Below are 16,276 nucleotides of genomic sequence, written 5' to 3'. Positions count from 1 at the left end.
CTCCTCCTTGTCTAGACGGCTAGGCGAGACCAGGAAATCGGCTCTGCAGTTCGCGAAGCGCAGCATCCTTGGCTTGTTCGGCAGTTTTCAAAACCCCTGATGGATCATCAATTCGGTGGTACCAGGGCTCGAACTGCCTATCAATGATTTCGGCCGCTCGTCTCACTTCATCGGCTGTCGGAGTGGGACGGGCTTTTCGAAACCGCGCCCACAAGAAGTTGATTTCTTTGTGAACATACTCCTGCAACATCGTCAAGTTCTCCGCAGCATTGATGTTTTCATCCGGGAAGAGGTGGGCGTATTGAAGCGGACGCCGGTGATGGACGGGAAACTTTGAACCCAGATCTTTCAAAGCTCTAGCGAACTGCGGATACAACTCCGCGTAATAAACGCGAGCCTCCTCTCGAAGTGTGTTTTTCAAATCAATATTGAGCGGCTCCTGGATGGCCTGCTCGAGGCGGACGAAGAGTCCTCGCAGCGTCTTGCGCTCGCTGCGGCTCAGGGCCTGCTCGCCCTCCAGTGCCACCTTCTGCCAGAGTTGCGTGAACGTCGTCCTCTCCTCCTTGGTCAGCCGCTTGAGCGAGGTGCGCAACCACCCGGCCACCACCTCGGGCTCCCGCCCCAGCGCCCTCGTCACCCACTCCAGCCCCTCCGTCGCGAAGAAGCCCAGGCTCCTGGCGATGATTCCCAGCGCGAACCACAGCGCCATCTCCTCCACGCCCCGCTGCGCCAGCCAGGCCGAGCCCTCTACCACCCCCTCCCGCCAGCGCAGGAGGGTGGCCTCGTGCATGGACAGGTACCAACTCTGCCCGGGCTGCACTGGCGGGCGCTCCACCCGCGCGGATTCCACCCAGCCTCGCGCCCGCGCCTCTCCCAGCAGGTGCTCGGCTCGCAGAACCACGAGCACCGTGCGCGGGCCCAGCCCCTCGGTGAAGGGCAACAGCACCTGGACGAGATGCCCCGCTACCTCGGGTGACAGCGCAAGGGGACTCCCTCCCGGCCCCTCGCGCGTGCGCCGCACTTCCCGCAGCTCCCCGCCGGCGAGTCGGCCGTCCTCCAGCCGGACCTCGAGTTCCACCCGCGCCGCGCCACCGGCCGGCACCTGCACCGCTCGCGACAACCTCCTGGCCGCCTCCTGAAGGGTGAGGACGGCACCAGCCGGAGTGCCCGGCGTGCGCACCGGGAGTCTCCTGGCCTCGGGAGGCCGGGCGGACGGACGCGAGGCATCGTAGTCCACCGCCCAACGTGCCTCCTCGCGCCGCAGCCTCACCACCACCTCCCCCGTATGCCGGCCCGCGTACTCGGTGAGGACGAGGCGCAGCACCCGCGCCAGCCCCTCCGCATCCACCGGCCGCCCCACGCGCCCGCCGCCGCGCTCCTCCTGGTAGCCCACCAGCGTCAGCGCGCCCCCCTCCACCCAGAAGGTGAAGGCCAGCACCGCCCCCACCTCCTCCACCCCGCTGCACAGGCCCACCACGCGAGCCAACGCCCTGTCCGCCTCGGCCTCCCGCGCCTCCTCCGGCTCCCTCCCCTCCCGCTGCGCCGCCAACACCAGCGCTTCCGCCCTCGCCTCCTCCACCCGGCGCACCCTCTCCCTCACCTCCTCGGGGTTGGCGAGGCCCTCCAGCCCGTCCCCCCACGCCTCCACGGGGGTGTCCGCTGAAACGGAAGGCACTCCCACGGACCCTCCGCTTCCAGAGGTGCCTGCTGCCTTGAAGAAACGGGGGGCCGGCGGCCGAGAGCCCGAGCCTGTCAGCACGCCAGCCCTGGGTACTCCCGTGGCGCACGCGGCCTGCAACAGGAACGTGATGAGAACCCAGCCCACCACCCAGGGCGACGGCCGTGCCACCCCTGACGAGCACTCGCGGCCCCGACGCTTGGACATGGCTCTCATCCAAACAAGGAGCAAGGCCTGGAAACCAGGACCTCGGAGCTCAGGAGGTGAAGCGGCCCCGGGTTGTGGCGCTCGGTGCGGGACAGCCCCTCACCCTTCCAACCGGGTCATCATGTCCACCAGGTCCGAGTCCGACAGCTTGTTCGTGGGCATGGTGGAGAGGGTGAGCCGCTGCAGATAGTCCTCCAGCAGGTCCCGGTAGCCGCTCTCCGCCGGGGCCCCACTCTGCACGTCCGTCCACTTCGAGCGAGCCCACGTCGCCAGCTCCGCCGGGGTCAGTCGTCCCGCCAGCCGGTCGGCGATCTTCTGCCGCACCAGGGCCCGGGTGAGGAAGTTCGCCGCAGGAGTCCCCTGCGCACCCTTCGCCTTGCGGCCCAGCGTCTTCGAAGGCGTGCCAGCTGCGGCCGGAGCCTCCACCCCCTTGCGGCCCAGCGTCTTGCGAGAGCCACTCACCGGGGCCAGGGCCTTCGCCGGAGCATCAGCGGCGCGCGCGAGGGCCTTTGCTGGCGCCACAGCCAGGGACTTCTCCCGGGGGATGTCCTTCTTGCTACGCCCGAGCGTCTTCCCCTTCCCTGCCTCCTCCGCCTCCTCGTCGTCTCCAGACCAGGCCGCATCCACCACCCCATCGTCCTCCGCGGCCTCTTCGCCCTCCGTCTCCTCGTCCTCCGCGACCTCTTCTTCCTCCACCGCCTCCTCGTCCTCCTCCGTCAGCTCCCCGGCGAGGTCACCGCTGGCGAAGCGCTCGAGCGCCTCGAGGTACGAGTGAAAACCCTGGCCCTCGATGGTGGAGGCGCAGGCCTCGCCCACCACGGACTCCCGCTCGCCGAGCCGCTCCAGGTACACCTCGATGGCGGGCACGCCCACCAGCTCGAGCGCCTCCATGAGCGGGTAGGAGCCGAAGAGACCCGCGGGGCTCACCACCACGCCATCCAGCCCGGAGCGCTCGGCATGCAGGGTGTCGATCAGGACGCCCTCATGGTTGGACTGCACCACCTTCAGCTCCAGCCCCAGCTCCGTAGCCCGGGCCAGCAGGGCGGCATCGAGGTCCGCCAGCCGCCCTCCCTGCCTGCCCTCCCGCTCACCCAGCAGATTCAGGTTCGGCCCGTGCAGTACCAACAGCCTCTTGCCCATGTCGCGTGTCCTCTTCCTACGTCTCGAAGGGCCGGCTGCCCGGCGCCAGTTTGCGGCCAGAGAGGAAATCGCCCGCCGTCATCACCCGCTTGCCCTCGGGCTGCACCTCCAGCAGCACCAGCGAGCCCTCGCCACACGCCACCTCCAGCCCCTGTGGCCCCGCGGACACCACCGTGCCCGGCGCACCCTGTCCCTGCCCCACCTTCGCCCGGTGCACCTTGAACAGCTTGCCCTCCAGCGTGGTGAAAGCCCCCGGCCAGGGGGTGAAGGCCCGCAAGCGCCGCTCCAGCACCACCGCCGGCCGCGTGAAGTCGAGCTTCCCCTCTTCCTTCTCAATGATGGGGGCGAGCACCACGCCCTCCGAGGGCTGCGGCTTCGGCTTCAGCTCGCCATGCAGGTACGCGGGGAGGCACTCGCGCAGCAGCTCTCCGCCCAGCTTGGACAACTTGTCGTGAAGCGTGGCGCTCGTCTCGTCCGGGGCGATGGGCATGCGCTTCTCGGCCAGCACCGGGCCGGTGTCCAGGCCCTCGTCCATCACCATCAGCGCCACGCCCGTCTCCGCATCTCCATGGGCGATGGCCCACTGGATGGGGGCGGCACCCCGGAAGCGCGGCAGCAGCGAGGCGTGCACGTTGAGGCACCCCTTCACCGGCGTCTCCAGCAGATCCTTGGGAAGAATCTTGCCGTAGGCCGTCACCACGGCGACGTCCGGGGCGAGCTTGCGCAGTTCCTCAGAGAAGGGAGGAGTGCGCAGCTTCTGGGGCTGCAGCACGGGCACGCCGCGCTCGAGGGCGTAGGCCTTTACCGGGGAGATGGCGAGCGCCTGTCCACGGCCCTTGGGCTTGTCCGGCTGGGTAACAACGGCCACCACGTCTCCGAGTTCGAAGAGGGCGGCCAGGGAGGGCACGGCGAACTCGGGCGTGCCCATGAAGACGATGCGGGGGCGGGTCATATAGGGGAGTCTTCTGCTGCACCCGGGCGATTCAGGCAACGGACTTCAGCGCACCCGAGGTGGGACCTTCGGTGGCCTGACGTTTCCGGGCACGGATGGAGCCGAGGATGCTGAGCGCGGCCTGGGTCTCCTGGGTGGTGGCCAAGGGCTGCAGGGTCTCGATGACCTCGGAGAGCAACCGGGCCTCTTCGGCCTCGCGCTCGCGGATGCGGTCCACCGCCTCACTGAAACGGTCGAAGAAGCCGCGCAGCTCGTCCTTCTTGCGCAGCGGGCGCATGCGCGGGTAGCGGCCGGCGGCAAGCGTCGCGATGTAGAGGCTCATCACATACACAGGGCCGGCCACGCGGTGGGTGAGCACGAGCCCCATGAGGGCCAGCAGTCCCGCCACGCACAGCGCGCCCAGGCCGGTGAGCCACAACATCGTCTCGCCACTGGTGGCCAGGGCCAGGGGGGAGGCGCCGCTGTCCACCGCGGCCTTGTGCGCCCGGTACGCCAGCACCCCGACGAGCAGCACCCCGCCTCCGCCGAGCGCGGCGAGCCGGAGCATGTACCGGAGTTGGAACCCGGCATCGACCAGATATTTCCGGCGCACAACATGAGGACGGGTGGAAGGTTGAGTATCGACGGACATGGCGTTGAGCAGCGTACTCCAATCTCCGGGGTCGGTTTGCCCCTTCCGACAGGATGGGTTTACAGGGAACGCACCTACAACCCATCGGGGGGTCTCATGTCTCGCCTACTTGCCGCATCGAGCCTGGCGCTCGTGCTCCTTCTTTCCGGGTGCAAGGTGGACCCGGCCTCCCCGGACTACTGGGAAAAGACACTGGGCAAGGCCCGGCGGGCGCAGGACAAGGTCCGGGTAATCGAAACCCTGCGCAGCTCGGGCAACCTCAACGCGAGCTTCCTGCCCTTCCTGCACGGGCAGCTCGCGTCGGACGAGAAGCCGGAGGTGAAGGCCTCGGTGGCGCGGGCGCTCGCCGACGTGAAGAACCCGGCCTCGGTGGAGCCGCTGGGCAATGCGGTAGACCTGAGCGTGACGGACTCGGCCGGCAACCTGATGAACAAGGAACTGGCGTCGGCGTTGGGAGAGATTGGCGACCCCAAGGCAGTGCCAATGCTGATGAAGCTGCTGAAGGCCCGGGACAACTACACGCGAATCGAAGCCGTGGAGGCCCTGGGCCGGATGCGCGTGAAAGAAGCCGTGGAACCGCTCATGGCGCTGGCCACCGATGAGGGGTCCGAGCTCTTCTTGAACAAGAAGGCCATCGAAGCACTGGGCCGTATCGGGGACGCACGGGCAGTGCCGGTGCTGATGCGGATGCTGACGAAGGAGCGCCGGGGGGTGTCCTTCTACGTGGAGAGCTCGTTCTCGCTCTTCCAGTTGGGCCAGCCTGCGTCGGATGCGCTGCTCGCGGTGTTGGAGGGCAAGGACACCGAGCTGTCGAGCTGGGCCCAGCGCCATGGCATCAATCCCGCGAGCTACTCCTTCAAGGCGGCACAGTTGCTGGGAGACCTGCGAGAGCACCGGGCGGAGACGACACTGGTGAAGCAGCTCGAGTTCAAGCACGAGGATCCGCGAATCCAGGCCATCGTCCGGACGCGGGCAGCGGATGCGCTGGCGAGGATGCGCTCGGCGGCGGCGGTGAAGCCTCTGGCGGCGCTGGTGTCCGAGCCGGATGCGGGGGTGCGCGGGGAATACACGTACGCGCTGGCGCGGCTGGGCGGACGCGAGGCGCTGCCGGCGCTGGAGAAGGCTGCGGGCCTGGGGGACTGGTACGCGCGCGAGGCGGCCCTCGAGGCCCTGACGATGCTGGGAGACGCGCGGGAGAAGCCGGTGCTGGAGAAACTGGCGGCGGCGGAGCCGGCGAGAACAGCAGCAGAGTGCGAGGCCCTGGGAGGCGAGGGGTGTGGAAACCCGGCGGCACTGGGGAAGAAGCGGGTGGAGCTGATCGCCCAGCACGGCAAGCGGCTGGAGGCGGCCAAGGAGTGCGGGACGGATACGGGCTGCTGGGTGAAGAAGCTGGGGGACGCGGACAAGGGCGTGGTGGCGCGCGCGGCGCTAGAGGTGGGGCGAGGCAAGTCGGCGACGCACGTGGGGGCGCTGCTGGCGCGGATGACGGAGAAAGATCCAAACACGCGGATGGCACTCATCCTCGGGGCGGAGTGGCTGGTGGAGGATGCGAAGGACGCCGCGGCCCTGGCGCGCAGCGCGCTGCCCACGCTGGAGAATCAGCTCGCCGACGAGAAGAGCAGCACGGAGTACGTGAGGGCGAACGAGGATCTGCGCCGGCTGGTGGCGCGCCTGCAGCGGCAGAAGACCTGAGAGGGCCCCTTTTCAACTGAGCTGGTCCCCGGCCCCAGCTCAACCCCTCGCGCGCCGCCGCGAGCCCAGCACCAGCAGCGCCAGCAGGGCTGGCACCGCGAGGCCGCCTCCGGTGCTGCCGCAGCCCGACCCGCCCTCCAGCCCGATGGAGCGTCCATCCCCCTTGAGCGTCAGGATGAGGGGCTCTTCATCACCCGAGGCCTGCAGGTGCAGCTCGCCCTCGATGAGCCCCGCCTTCTTGGGCGCGAAAGTCACTCCGACCGTGGCCGTCTGGCCCGGAGCAATGGGAGCCTTCAACCCACTCGCGTCCACCTTGAAGACGTCCTGGGTGAGCTCCCTCACCGACACCTGCCGCGGCGTGCTGTAGCGGTTGGTGATGCGGACCTCCCGGGACTGGCTGCTCTTGCCCACGTCCACCCGGCCGAAGTCCAACAGCGCATCGACGGGCTCCATCTCCAGCAGGCTGTCCAACGCCTGGCCGCGCAGGCCCACCTGCGCGGCGCGGGGAAGCTTTGGCACCACGGTATCGAAGACCAGGGTGGCATAGGCCGCGGTGGACACACCGGGCTCGTAGAACACGTCGACGCTGATGGACTCGCCGGGACCGAGCACGTCCGTCTCCAGGTTGGCGCGGAACTGGGCCGGCGGGTCCTGGTTTTCCAGCCTGGGCTCGTCCAGCTGAATGCTCTCCTGGCTGATGTTGGTGAGCGTGAACTGGCCGGCGGCGAAACCCGGCAGGACCACCGTCCCGAAATCCAGCTGAGGGCGCGAGACGGAGAGCACCGAGGAGATGCCCGTCCCACTCAAGTCCAACACCACCTTGGGCGCTCCTGGCTCATCGCACGTCACCACCAGCCGGGCATGGGCCTGTCCGGTCTCCGTGGGAGTGAAGGTCACCGACAGCGCTTTGGATTGATTCTCCGGCAGCGTGAAGGGAAGGGCTGGCGGCGGCACCAGTGAGAACGGGGAGGTCCCCAACCCCTCGATCTCCAGCCTGGAGACCGTCACCGGCAACCACGGGCCATTGGTGATTCTCAGGGACCTGGCCACGGAGGATGTGCCCTGGAGCTGCACACCGAAGTCCAACAGGCCTGGCGAGAACTCGAGATCCGAGCAGACGCTGTAGCCCACCAGTTCCATGAACAGTGTCGGTTGCTTGGGATCGTCTGACGAGACCACCATCCCCGCCAGGTAGTGCCGCTGCGTGGTCGGGCTGAAGGTCACCGGAACCAGCGTGGAGGCGCTTGGATTCAGCGTGAGGGGAAGCGTGGGCAGGGCCAGCGAGAAGAACGCCGCGTCATGTCCAGTCAGCCCCACCGAGTTCACGGTGAGCGGGAGCTTGCCCTCGTTGGTGAGGGTGACGGGGAGCGAGGAGGGGACGCCCGCATGCACCTCGAACTCGAGGAAGCCACCGTCAGGCACCACCGCGAGCGAGGGCTGCCCGCCGGAGCCCGACAAGGAGACGTGAGCAGTGAGGGGCTTGTCGTTCTCGACAATCAGCTCGCCCGAGAACTGCTCGAGGCTAGAGGGAGTGAAGACCAGATTGAGGGTCTCGGTGGCTCCCGTGTCTATGGGGAAGGGAGTGCTCGGCCCCACCACCGAGAAAGCCCCCTGGGTAGAGAGGACCTTCGTGATGACCACGGTCGCGGAGCTCGTGTTGCGCACCGTCACCTGAAGCTGGGTGCTGGGGCTGCCTGGCCGCCGTACGCCGAAGTCGATCAAGGAAGGGCTGAGGACGAAGGGCGGCGTGTCGACGGTTCCGGTGCCGGAGAGCTCCACGGAGGAGAGCGACGTGGTCACATCGCTCGTAAGCTCCAGCCTCCCGAAGAAGTTCCCCGCCCCCGAGGGGGCGAACCGCACCTTGAGGCTCGCCGACGCCCCTGCCTTCAAGGTGAGCGGGGTGACGGGAACGGAGGAGAGCATGAAGGGCCCAGTGCTCCCATTCGGATCGCGCACGATCTGGAGCGAGGACACAGTGATGTCCTCGATGGGGTCCGTGTTCGTCACCGTGACCGACAGATCGTTCGCGGTGCCAACCTTCCGGGTACCGAACTCGAGGGGCGCGGGGGACACCTGGAGGGCTCCACCCAGACGGGCGGTGACGGTCGCCGGGGCCGGAGGTGCCTCCGGTACCAGGGACCCACAGGCGGCCAGCAGGCCCAGGCACATCCAGACCACACAACGGATTCGGATCATGGCACCCTCCAGATGAGGCGCCGCGCTAAGATAGCCGAACCCATGGATGCAAGCCCTTTTCACCGCGCGGCCCTCGCGCTCGCCCTGCTGGCCGCACCGGTGGCCCTCGCCCAGACGGAGACGACCACCGACACGCTGCCGGGCTTCGAGCTGGAGCGCCTGGAGCCCAACCCGGGACGGGGCGCGATGCTGGCCGGCGGCGGCGCGCTGATGGTCCCCGGTGGCCTGCGCCTGATGGTGCTCGGCAACTACCAGCGTCAGCCCCTGGTGCTGCTGGACCAGGACCAATCGCTGGCGGTGGTGGGCGACAAGGTCGTGGGCCTGCTGTCGGGCAGCTACACGGCGCTCTCGTGGCTCGAGCTGAGCGCGCAGGTTCCCGTGGTGCTCTGGCAGAAGGGGGAGGACTTGAGCTCCGCGGGCATCTCCGCGCCCGCGGCCCAGGGGCTCGGCACCCCGTACCTCCAGGCGCGCGTGGGGCTGCTGTCCCAGCGCGAGCGGCAACCCGTGGACCTGGCCCTGGACGTGGGCTTCGGCCTGCCGCTGGGCAACGCGCTGGCACTGTCGCGGGACTCAGGGCTGCGCTTCCTCGCCCGCATGGCGGTGGGAGGAAAGGTGGGCTGGGTGCGGCCGTCGCTCGAGGCGGGCGTGCTGCTGCACCGCGAGATTCCGCTCGGCCTGAGCGAGGGCCAGGGCTCTGCGGCCAGCCCCGAGATTCGCGTGGGCGCGGGGCTGAGCACCGAGAGCGCGCCGCTCCGGGCGGAGCTCTCCGCGCGGGCCACGCTCCTGTCCACCAAGGCCGCGGTGGAGGTGCTGGGCGGCCTGCACTACACGCTCGGCTCCGGCATCGAGGTCTTCGCCCTGGGGGGGCCGGGCCTCGGCTCCATCCCGGGCATGCCGCGCTTCCGCGTGGTGGCCGGCCTGGCCTACAGCATGGAGCCACCGCCCCGGCTCGTGTTCCTCGAGGACAGCTCGTCCGCGCAGCTCCAGAACGCGGGACAACCCACCGTGGGAGGCAATGAGCGCGGACCCCAGCCCGTCAGGACCTGGGACCTCGACACGCTCGACTTCGCCGAGCCCGACTCGCAGCAGCCCCTCCAGGGCAACTCCACCGAGCAGTTCGCGCTGCATGGCACGGTCCTCTTCGAGGATGGCAGCGCGGAGCTGCCCAAGGTGCTGCCGCTGCTGGACCGGGTGGCGCTGATGCTCCAGAGGCTGCCGGAGGGCGCCACCGTCGTCATCGAAGGCCACACGGACGCAGAGGATGATGACGGAACGGACCGGCTGCTGTCGCTGCGGCGGGCGCAGGCGGTGCGGCGTTACCTCACCGCCCGGGGGGTGTCCGCCGAGCAACTGAAGATCCGCGGCTTCGGCTCGAAGTGGCCAGCGGCCTCCAGCCGCGCCGACGAAGCGCGCCAGCTCAACCGCCGGGCCGAGGTCTATGTCCTCACCGAGCCGCCCAAGCCCCCCGTGAGCCGGAGCACGACCCAATAGTCAGGCGCTGGCGCTCAACACCACCACGTGGCCGATGACGGGCTCGCCCCGCTCGGTCCGTAGCACGGCCTCGCGCTCCAACAGGGGGGCCAGTCCCGCCTCGCGGGCACACGCGCGCAGATAGTCCACTCGGTGCACATAGCGACCGGTGGGCTGGAGCTGGTAACCGGGCCCGAGGCCCTTCTCCACCGTAAAGGCAAACAGGCCGCCGGGCGCGAGCCGCTGGGCCACATGCGCGAAGAGCGTCTCCAGGGCGCCGAAGTACACCAGCACGTCCACGGCGGCGATCAGGTCGTGTCGTGACTCAGACGCGGCGAGCCACGCGGTGATCTCGCCCGTGTGCAGGGCGTCGTACACGCCGCGCTCGCGCGCTCGCGCCAGCATGCCCGGAGACAGGTCGATGCCCGACAGGCGCCGGGCCAGGGGCCGCAACAGCACGCCGGCCAGCCCGGTTCCACAGCCCAGCTCCAGCACATCCAGCCCGCTCCGTCCCCCGAGCGTCTCGCGGACTGCGTCAAGGACGTGCTCGGGCCCACGGTACGCGAGATCACCGCGCAGCTTGTCGTCGAAGTGGGAGGCGTACTGATCAAAGAGCGCAGCCACGTAGGGGTCGGCGGCGCGCGCCGTTTCGGAGGCTCCCGTCTCGGCGGCCTCCAGGAAGGAGACGGAGGCCTCCCACTGGTCCTCCGGAATTCCCAGCTCCCGGCAGCGCCTGGCGTGGAGGCGGCGACGCAAAGGCACGCACTCCTCGGAGCGTCCCGTCTCGAGCAGGAGCTTCATCAACGCCCGCAGCGCCCCCTCATCCTCCGGCGCGCGTCCGAGCAGCTCACGCAGAGCCGCCTCGGCTGCGAGCGTCTCGCCCCAGGAACGCAACACCGCCGCCCCGTGCATGCACGGCACCTGCCGGGCGCCCAGGAAGCCTCGCTCCGTCAGCCGCGCGCGCCAGTCAATGGATGTCATGGCTTGTCCTTCCCGCCTTCCGCACGAGCATGTCACCGCGAAACCACCCTGGCGAATTCCCGTCGTTTCCTTGCGCGCACCGGGATGTGGCGGTAACGCCAGACACAACCATGCCCTTCGACGTGAGGAAGATTCTCGAGCAGCTCGAAGCGGGCGCTCCCGCCCAAGAGGGGCTCCCCGCCTGGCTCGAGGAGAGCTGGAAGGACCCGGAGGGCTTCACCGCCGCGCTGGCCTCGGCCCAACCCGGACGGGGCTCGTCCCTCAAGAGCCGCACTGGCCAGTTCATCGACTTCTTCCAGGATCTCGTCGCCCGTCACGCGGGCACGGACCTCATCGCCCTGCGCACCTGGGACAAGACGAATGGCTGGCGGACGCTGAGCTACCGCCAGTTGCAGGAGCAAGCTTCACGGCGGGCCGCAACGTGGGCACAGCAGGGCATCAAGCCCGGGGCCAAGGTGTGCCTGCTCTACCACCCCGGGCCCGAGCTGCTCGTCTCGCTCGCGGCCGCCCTGGGCCTGGGTGCCTGCATCAGCTTCCTCCAGCCCCAGGGTTGGAGCTTCGTCTCACGCCGCCTCGAGGCGCTCGCGCCCGAGCACATCGCCTCCGAGAACCACCAACTCCCCTTGCTCCAGGGCTTCGAGAAGCTCCTGCTCGACAACCGCCGCCCCGCCACCGCTGCCTTCTCCTCGTATGCGTACAAGCCGAAGGAGCACGTGGGCATGCTCTTCTCGCCGCTGGCGGACCCCACCGACAAGCCCGTGCCCCTCACCGCCGCCGACGCCTGGAGCGGAGCGCTCGTGGACGGGACGCTCACCTTCAATCTCGGCCCCGGTGAGCACCTCGCCGCGCCCGGCTTCCACCCGCGCCAGCACCTGCCCGCCCTGCTCTTCTGCACCCTGCTGCGCGGCGCCACCTTCGTCCACCTCGAGCATGCCGACGTCGCCGCCAGGCCCGCCCTGCTCATGGAAAATCCGCCGCGAGCGCTCGGTGTCACCGCGGCCCTGCGCGACGTCCTGCTGGACGCCGGCCTCTCCCTCCAGAAGGTGGGGCACTGGTTCCGCAACCCCGAGGAGCCACTCGACTGGCAGCGCTGGCAGGACTGGGTGAAGCAGTGCGGCCTGTCCGCAGTGCCTACCTCCAATGTCCTCATCGACCCGGCCGCCGGGGGCGCGGTGCTCTGCTCACCGCGGCGCGCCGGAAACCCGCCCAACCCGGCGTTGCACACCCAGGCGTTCCCGGCCCCAGGCCGCGCGTGGATGCTGAAAGACGGCTTCCATGACTGGGCGCAGAAGAACCTCGGCAAGGACGGCCCGGAATCCCCGACGGACTCGGGCCTCTTCACCCTGCTGCCGGACAAGGACCGGCCGCGGCCCTACATCCTCCTCACGAAACTCCGGGGCCAGTACCACTACGTCGGGACGATCGACTCCCGGAAGGAGGGGCGCGTCTATCTCCAGGCCGAGCTTCTCGAGTCGCTCGAGGAGCTCCCCTCGCACCGCGGCACCTCGGTCCTCACGGTCCCCACCGGAATGGCCGGCAAACACCGCCAGGTGCTGCTCGTCTTCACCGGGGCCCCGTCCCGGGAGGCGGCGGTTTCCGAGCAGGACATCCAACGCCGCGTCGAGCTCCAGCTCGGCCCCGAGCACATTCCGGACCGCATCGAGCGCTTCCAGCTCTACCCGCGCCACGACAAGAAGGGCCGGCTCGACGAGGCCTGGTGTCACTCGCAGTACCTGACGGGCGCGCTCCACCGGAAGTCCAAGGACCCCCTCTTCCAGGCCCTGACGGCGCTGCGCGGCCACATTCTGGAGAAGGCGGCGGAACCGGGTGACGATGCCCCGGCGAGCCCCTCTTGAAAGGAAGCCGTCCATGGGAGTCCAGGTCGTCTTGGGAGCCATGATGCAGTGCAGCTTCGGCGTGGCGCCCTCGACGTTGATGGTGCTGCCCGCCAACCGGGTGCTCGCCACGACGCCAGCGGCCAACATCATGGACAACAAGCCGCTGATGAATGTCCTCCCCTTCGGGATGTGCCAGTCGCCCTCCAACCCCACGGTGGCCGCGGCCACGGCGGCGGCCCTTGGGGTGCTCACCCCCATGCCGTGCATCCCCGCCACGGCGGCTCCCTGGGTCCCCGGATGTCCCAAGGTCCTCATCGGCAACATGCCGGCGCTCACCAGCGACTCCAAGCTCATCTGCAGCTATGGCGGCGTCATCCAGATTGTCAGCCCCGGTCAGTTCACGGTGATGGATTCCTAAGATGTCCGAGACAACCCCCGCCCTGCTCGATCTCACCTATCTGGAACCCTCCACGGCCCAGCCCCCGGATGCCGAGAGCACGGAGGACCGGCTGGAGCGGCTCACCGCGCTGGTGAACCAGGGCAACTACCCCCAGGCCGCATCGGAGGCAGAAGCCTTGCTGGGCGAGGGCGTGCGCGACGTGCGGCTGGTGCATCCCTACCTCTTCGGGGCCTTCCTCGAGCATGGTCTTCACGCCCTGCCCTCCCTCTTCGCCTTCCTCTCCAAGCTCCTGACGAGCCAATGGGAGACCTTCGGCCCTGAGGACAAGAAGACCGTCTACCTCCAGAGCGGCCTGCGCTCGCTCTTCAAGACCCTGTACCGGCACCTCGAGTTCCACGCGCGCAGCAAGGACGAGACGTGGCATCAGTGGTGCGCGCCGGACAACCGGGAGCCACTGCAGGATGCGCTCATGCTCGAGCCGGAGGTGGTGGAGGCCCTGGGCAGGACGCTGCCTGGAAGCGGTTGCGAGCCCCAGCTGAAACAGCTCGTCACCTGGCTCGAGTCCCACCTGTCCGCCCTGCCCCATGCTCCCGAGCCACACGAGGAGGACCCGGCCGAAGAGGACGCTCCGGAGCACGACGAGGAGGAGTTCGAGGAGGAGCCACCGAAGGCCGCTCCCCCGCGCACGTCGGCAGCGCCCCAGGCTCCCGCCGCCGGCCCCTCGATTCCCATCTCCCCTGCGCTCGCCCTGCTCATCCGCAAGCTGGATGCCTTCGACATGCTCGTGGAGCGCAAGGACCTGGCGCGCGCCAGCGTGGTGGCCGCGGACGTGCTGCACACGCTCGACCATTTCGACCCGCGCTTGTACCTGCCCACCCTCTTCTCCCGCTTCTTCTCCGGCCTGAGCACGTACGCGGACAGCGTCGAGCGCCTGCTGCAGAGCACCGACTCGCTGGCCTTCCGCTCGCTCGAGCAGCTCTACCGCGTGGACCTCGACGCCTTCCTCGCGCAGCAGGGCGGCGAGCCGCTGGAGTAGTCCCATGGCCGGCCCCTCCCTCGAGGAGCGCATCCGCGAGCGCATCCACCTCTTCGACATCCCCGCGCTGCTGGAGTTGCTGGCCCACTCGGGCTACGGCGATGCCGAGTTCGAGTACCGCAGCCTCCGCACCCACGTGCACAAGGGACACCTCGTGCACGACATCCAGTTCCTCACCGAGAAAGACGAGCGCGGGCGCGAGCGCAAGCGCGTCATCATCACGGTGAACGTGGGACTGCTCAGCGTGCAGTCGCTGCTGCCCTCCTTCATGCTGCGAACGCTGGATCAGCAGCAGGACGGCCGCATGGAGGACTTCCTCCGCTTCTTCGACCATGAGCTGCTGCGGGCGCGCTTCGCCGGGCTCTACCCGAACCGGGACGAGACGCTGCTGCCCGGCTGGGAGAAGTCCACCACCGACCGGCTGCGCCTGCTGCGCCCCACCAGTCCCAGCACCCTGCACTGGCTGTTCGCCAAGGTCTTCCCCGAGACGGACATCTCCGTGCGCCGTCAGGTGCGCCGCCAGCCAATCCCCAGCCGCAACATCCGGCTCGGGGCCTCCGCGCTCGGAGACTCCACCGCCATGGGCGGCTTCGCGCAGGTGCCCACCGGCGGCCTGGAGGTCTCCATCTTCTGTGACGAGCCCTGGTGCGGCACTGGCAAGCCCTGGGCACACGAGGCGCCCGAGCGGCTGAAGACTCGCATCCTCCCGCTACTGGCCGACACACCCCTGTTGCTCACCGTCCTCCTCGTGCTGCGCGACCACCCCAATCACATCCGCGTCGACGACCAGCGCACCATCGAGGACGACAGCTACCTCGGCTACGATCCCCTCAAGGTGGGGAAGGACGACGCGCAGCGCATCATCCTCTTCTCTGGAAACACGGAGCGACAGGCCGCTACAACAGGCCAGGCACCACGGCGGACGATCCGCCGCGCAAGTTGATTTCTTGCCCCGCTCCGGCCTCGCGCTACGTTGTACGCACAACACGTGGCGGTCCCATGGATGTCTGTCCATGGAACGCGCACCGCCTCCGGGGAGGAGTGACAGTGCCCATCCAGGACAGGCTACCCAAGTCCCGCATCACACTGACCTATCGCACAAACATCAACGGCCAGGAACAGGAAGTCGACCTGCCCTTCCGCGTGCTTGTGCTCGGCAATTTCTCACACGGCACCTCGTCTGACTTCAAGGGGACAACCCCAGACGGGAAGCCCAAGGACATCGATCTCGACGAGCGGAAGATCCGCTCGGTCACCGGTGGCGGCAAGCAGCTCGACAAGCTGATGGCGGACATGAAGATGTCCCTGCCGCTCGCCGACGAGGTGCCCAACGCCAATCCCAATCTGCCTCCATTCCCGGTCACGCTGACGATCGACTCGATGAAGTCCTTCCATCCGGACGAGATCGTCAAGCAGGTGCCCCAGCTCCGCGCCCTGCGGCTGCTGCGCAAGCTCCTGGAGAGCATCCAGTCCAACATCGACAACAACAAGATCCTCCGGGGCCAGATCGAAGAGCTGTACAAGTCCGAGGATGGCATCAAGAAGCTGCAGGACGGGCTCGAGGGCCTGCTGGTGCCCGCGCTCCAGGACAGCCTCACGTCCACGTTCGCCAGCTACGACGCGATGAAGGCCGAGCTCAAGAAGTTCTGGACGGACGACGCGCTCGCGACGCTGGCCGCGGACGACGCGCTCAAGGCGCTGAGCAAGGACGACAAGCCCGAGACGCTCAAGGGCCAGCTCCCTGCCATCGCCACCGCCTTCAATGCCCTCAAGCCGGCCGAGCCGCCCCTGGATGCGCTCAAGAGCATCACCGACGCCGCCGCGCTCAAGACGAAGCTCACGGAGCTGGCCGCGGATGCGGCGACCTGGCAGAAGCTCAAGGACGCGCTCGGGTCGCTCCAGACTGGCCTCACGGAGCTCCAGGCGAAGGTCGAGGAGCTCCCGTTGAAGGCGCCCCCGCAGCTCTCGCCCATGAAGAAGGCTCCCAGCTTCAAGAGCCTGGACCTGCCCCAGGACGGTTCTGGAGCCTGACCCCCCGCTACGCCAAGGAATCCT

Annotated in this window: 13 protein-coding genes; 7 read left to right on the top strand and 6 right to left on the bottom strand. The window is 68.7% G+C overall.

Annotation, left to right across the window (positions count from 1 at the left end; translation table 11 throughout):
- Window positions 1–19 precede the first annotated feature (19 nt).
- The 4 genes from OV287_RS11725 to OV287_RS11710 form a co-directional block, all read right to left on the bottom strand.
- A complete protein-coding gene (locus OV287_RS11725) occupies window positions 20–1,885 on the bottom strand; it encodes a serine/threonine-protein kinase (protein WP_267534111.1) in 1,866 nt (621 codons plus the stop codon).
- Window positions 1,886–1,984: 99 nt separating this feature from the next.
- On the bottom strand, window positions 1,985–3,025 hold the full coding sequence (locus OV287_RS11720) for a type II 3-dehydroquinate dehydratase (RefSeq protein ID WP_267534110.1): 1,041 nt from the start codon (window positions 3,023–3,025) through the stop codon (window positions 1,985–1,987).
- 16 nt (window positions 3,026–3,041) lie between these two features.
- Window positions 3,042–3,977 carry a methionyl-tRNA formyltransferase gene (fmt, locus tag OV287_RS11715; RefSeq protein ID WP_267534109.1) on the bottom strand — a complete coding sequence of 312 codons (936 nt, stop codon included), beginning with the start codon at window positions 3,975–3,977 and terminating at the stop codon, window positions 3,042–3,044.
- A 31-nt stretch (window positions 3,978–4,008) separates the two neighbouring features.
- Complete coding sequence (locus OV287_RS11710; RefSeq protein WP_308809559.1) at window positions 4,009–4,524, bottom strand: signal protein; 516 nt, start codon at window positions 4,522–4,524, stop codon at window positions 4,009–4,011.
- A 180-nt stretch (window positions 4,525–4,704) separates the two neighbouring features.
- Between OV287_RS11710 and OV287_RS11705 the strand changes: the two genes are divergently transcribed.
- On the top strand, window positions 4,705–6,300 hold the full coding sequence (locus tag OV287_RS11705) for a HEAT repeat domain-containing protein (RefSeq protein WP_267534107.1): 1,596 nt from the start codon (window positions 4,705–4,707) through the stop codon (window positions 6,298–6,300).
- Between the two features lie 39 nt (window positions 6,301–6,339).
- Here OV287_RS11705 and OV287_RS11700 read toward each other — a convergent pair whose 3' ends face one another.
- On the bottom strand, window positions 6,340–8,496 hold the full coding sequence (locus OV287_RS11700) for a choice-of-anchor D domain-containing protein (RefSeq protein WP_267534106.1): 2,157 nt from the start codon (window positions 8,494–8,496) through the stop codon (window positions 6,340–6,342).
- 42 nt (window positions 8,497–8,538) lie between these two features.
- Between OV287_RS11700 and OV287_RS11695 the strand changes: the two genes are divergently transcribed.
- Entirely contained in the window at window positions 8,539–9,987 is a 1,449-nt protein-coding gene (locus OV287_RS11695) for an OmpA family protein (RefSeq protein WP_267534105.1), read from the top strand.
- On the opposite strand, the gene OV287_RS11690 is transcribed toward OV287_RS11695, so the two are convergent.
- On the bottom strand, window positions 9,988–10,947 hold the full coding sequence (locus OV287_RS11690) for a class I SAM-dependent DNA methyltransferase (protein WP_267534104.1): 960 nt from the start codon (window positions 10,945–10,947) through the stop codon (window positions 9,988–9,990).
- 110 nt (window positions 10,948–11,057) lie between these two features.
- Between OV287_RS11690 and OV287_RS11685 the strand changes: the two genes are divergently transcribed.
- From OV287_RS11685 to tssB, 5 genes are all read left to right on the top strand, one after another.
- Complete coding sequence (locus OV287_RS11685) at window positions 11,058–12,803, top strand: AMP-binding protein (protein ID WP_267534103.1); 1,746 nt, start codon at window positions 11,058–11,060, stop codon at window positions 12,801–12,803.
- A 13-nt stretch (window positions 12,804–12,816) separates the two neighbouring features.
- Entirely contained in the window at window positions 12,817–13,203 is a 387-nt protein-coding gene (locus OV287_RS11680) for a DUF4280 domain-containing protein (RefSeq protein ID WP_267534102.1), read from the top strand.
- 1 nt (window position 13,204) lies between these two features.
- Entirely contained in the window at window positions 13,205–14,221 is a 1,017-nt protein-coding gene (locus OV287_RS11675) for a type VI secretion system protein IglI family protein (protein ID WP_267534101.1), read from the top strand.
- 4 nt (window positions 14,222–14,225) lie between these two features.
- Window positions 14,226–15,164: a type VI secretion system baseplate subunit TssG gene (locus tag OV287_RS11670; RefSeq protein ID WP_267534100.1), complete on the top strand. Its 939-nt coding sequence runs from the start codon at window positions 14,226–14,228 to the stop codon at window positions 15,162–15,164.
- 104 nt (window positions 15,165–15,268) lie between these two features.
- Window positions 15,269–16,252: a type VI secretion system contractile sheath small subunit gene (tssB, locus tag OV287_RS11665; RefSeq protein WP_267534099.1), complete on the top strand. Its 984-nt coding sequence runs from the start codon at window positions 15,269–15,271 to the stop codon at window positions 16,250–16,252.
- Window positions 16,253–16,276 lie beyond the last annotated feature (24 nt).

The organism is Archangium lansingense (genome assembly GCF_026626635.1).
Taxonomy (GTDB): Bacteria; Myxococcota; Myxococcia; order Myxococcales; family Myxococcaceae; genus Archangium; species Archangium lansingense.
This window is presented reverse-complemented; position numbering and strand designations above follow the sequence as displayed.

Bases quoted from the DNA above. Each gene is read 5' to 3' on its own strand.
- fmt (WP_267534109.1), bottom strand. From the start codon at position 3,977: ATGACCCGCCCCCGCATCGTCTTCATGGGCACGCCCGAGTTCGCCGTG.
- OV287_RS11710 (WP_308809559.1), bottom strand. From the start codon at position 4,524: ATGCTCCGGCTCGCCGCGCTCGGCGGAGGCGGGGTGCTGCTCGTCGGG.
- OV287_RS11675 (WP_267534101.1), top strand. From the start codon at position 13,205: ATGTCCGAGACAACCCCCGCCCTGCTCGATCTCACCTATCTGGAACCC.
- OV287_RS11700 (WP_267534106.1), bottom strand. From the start codon at position 8,496: ATGATCCGAATCCGTTGTGTGGTCTGGATGTGCCTGGGCCTGCTGGCC.
- OV287_RS11680 (WP_267534102.1), top strand. From the start codon at position 12,817: ATGGGAGTCCAGGTCGTCTTGGGAGCCATGATGCAGTGCAGCTTCGGC.
- OV287_RS11695 (WP_267534105.1), top strand. From the start codon at position 8,539: ATGGATGCAAGCCCTTTTCACCGCGCGGCCCTCGCGCTCGCCCTGCTG.
- OV287_RS11690 (WP_267534104.1), bottom strand. From the start codon at position 10,947: ATGACATCCATTGACTGGCGCGCGCGGCTGACGGAGCGAGGCTTCCTG.
- OV287_RS11670 (WP_267534100.1), top strand. From the start codon at position 14,226: ATGGCCGGCCCCTCCCTCGAGGAGCGCATCCGCGAGCGCATCCACCTC.
- OV287_RS11720 (WP_267534110.1), bottom strand. From the start codon at position 3,025: ATGGGCAAGAGGCTGTTGGTACTGCACGGGCCGAACCTGAATCTGCTG.
- OV287_RS11705 (WP_267534107.1), top strand. From the start codon at position 4,705: ATGTCTCGCCTACTTGCCGCATCGAGCCTGGCGCTCGTGCTCCTTCTT.
- OV287_RS11725 (WP_267534111.1), bottom strand. From the start codon at position 1,885: ATGTCCAAGCGTCGGGGCCGCGAGTGCTCGTCAGGGGTGGCACGGCCG.
- OV287_RS11685 (WP_267534103.1), top strand. From the start codon at position 11,058: ATGCCCTTCGACGTGAGGAAGATTCTCGAGCAGCTCGAAGCGGGCGCT.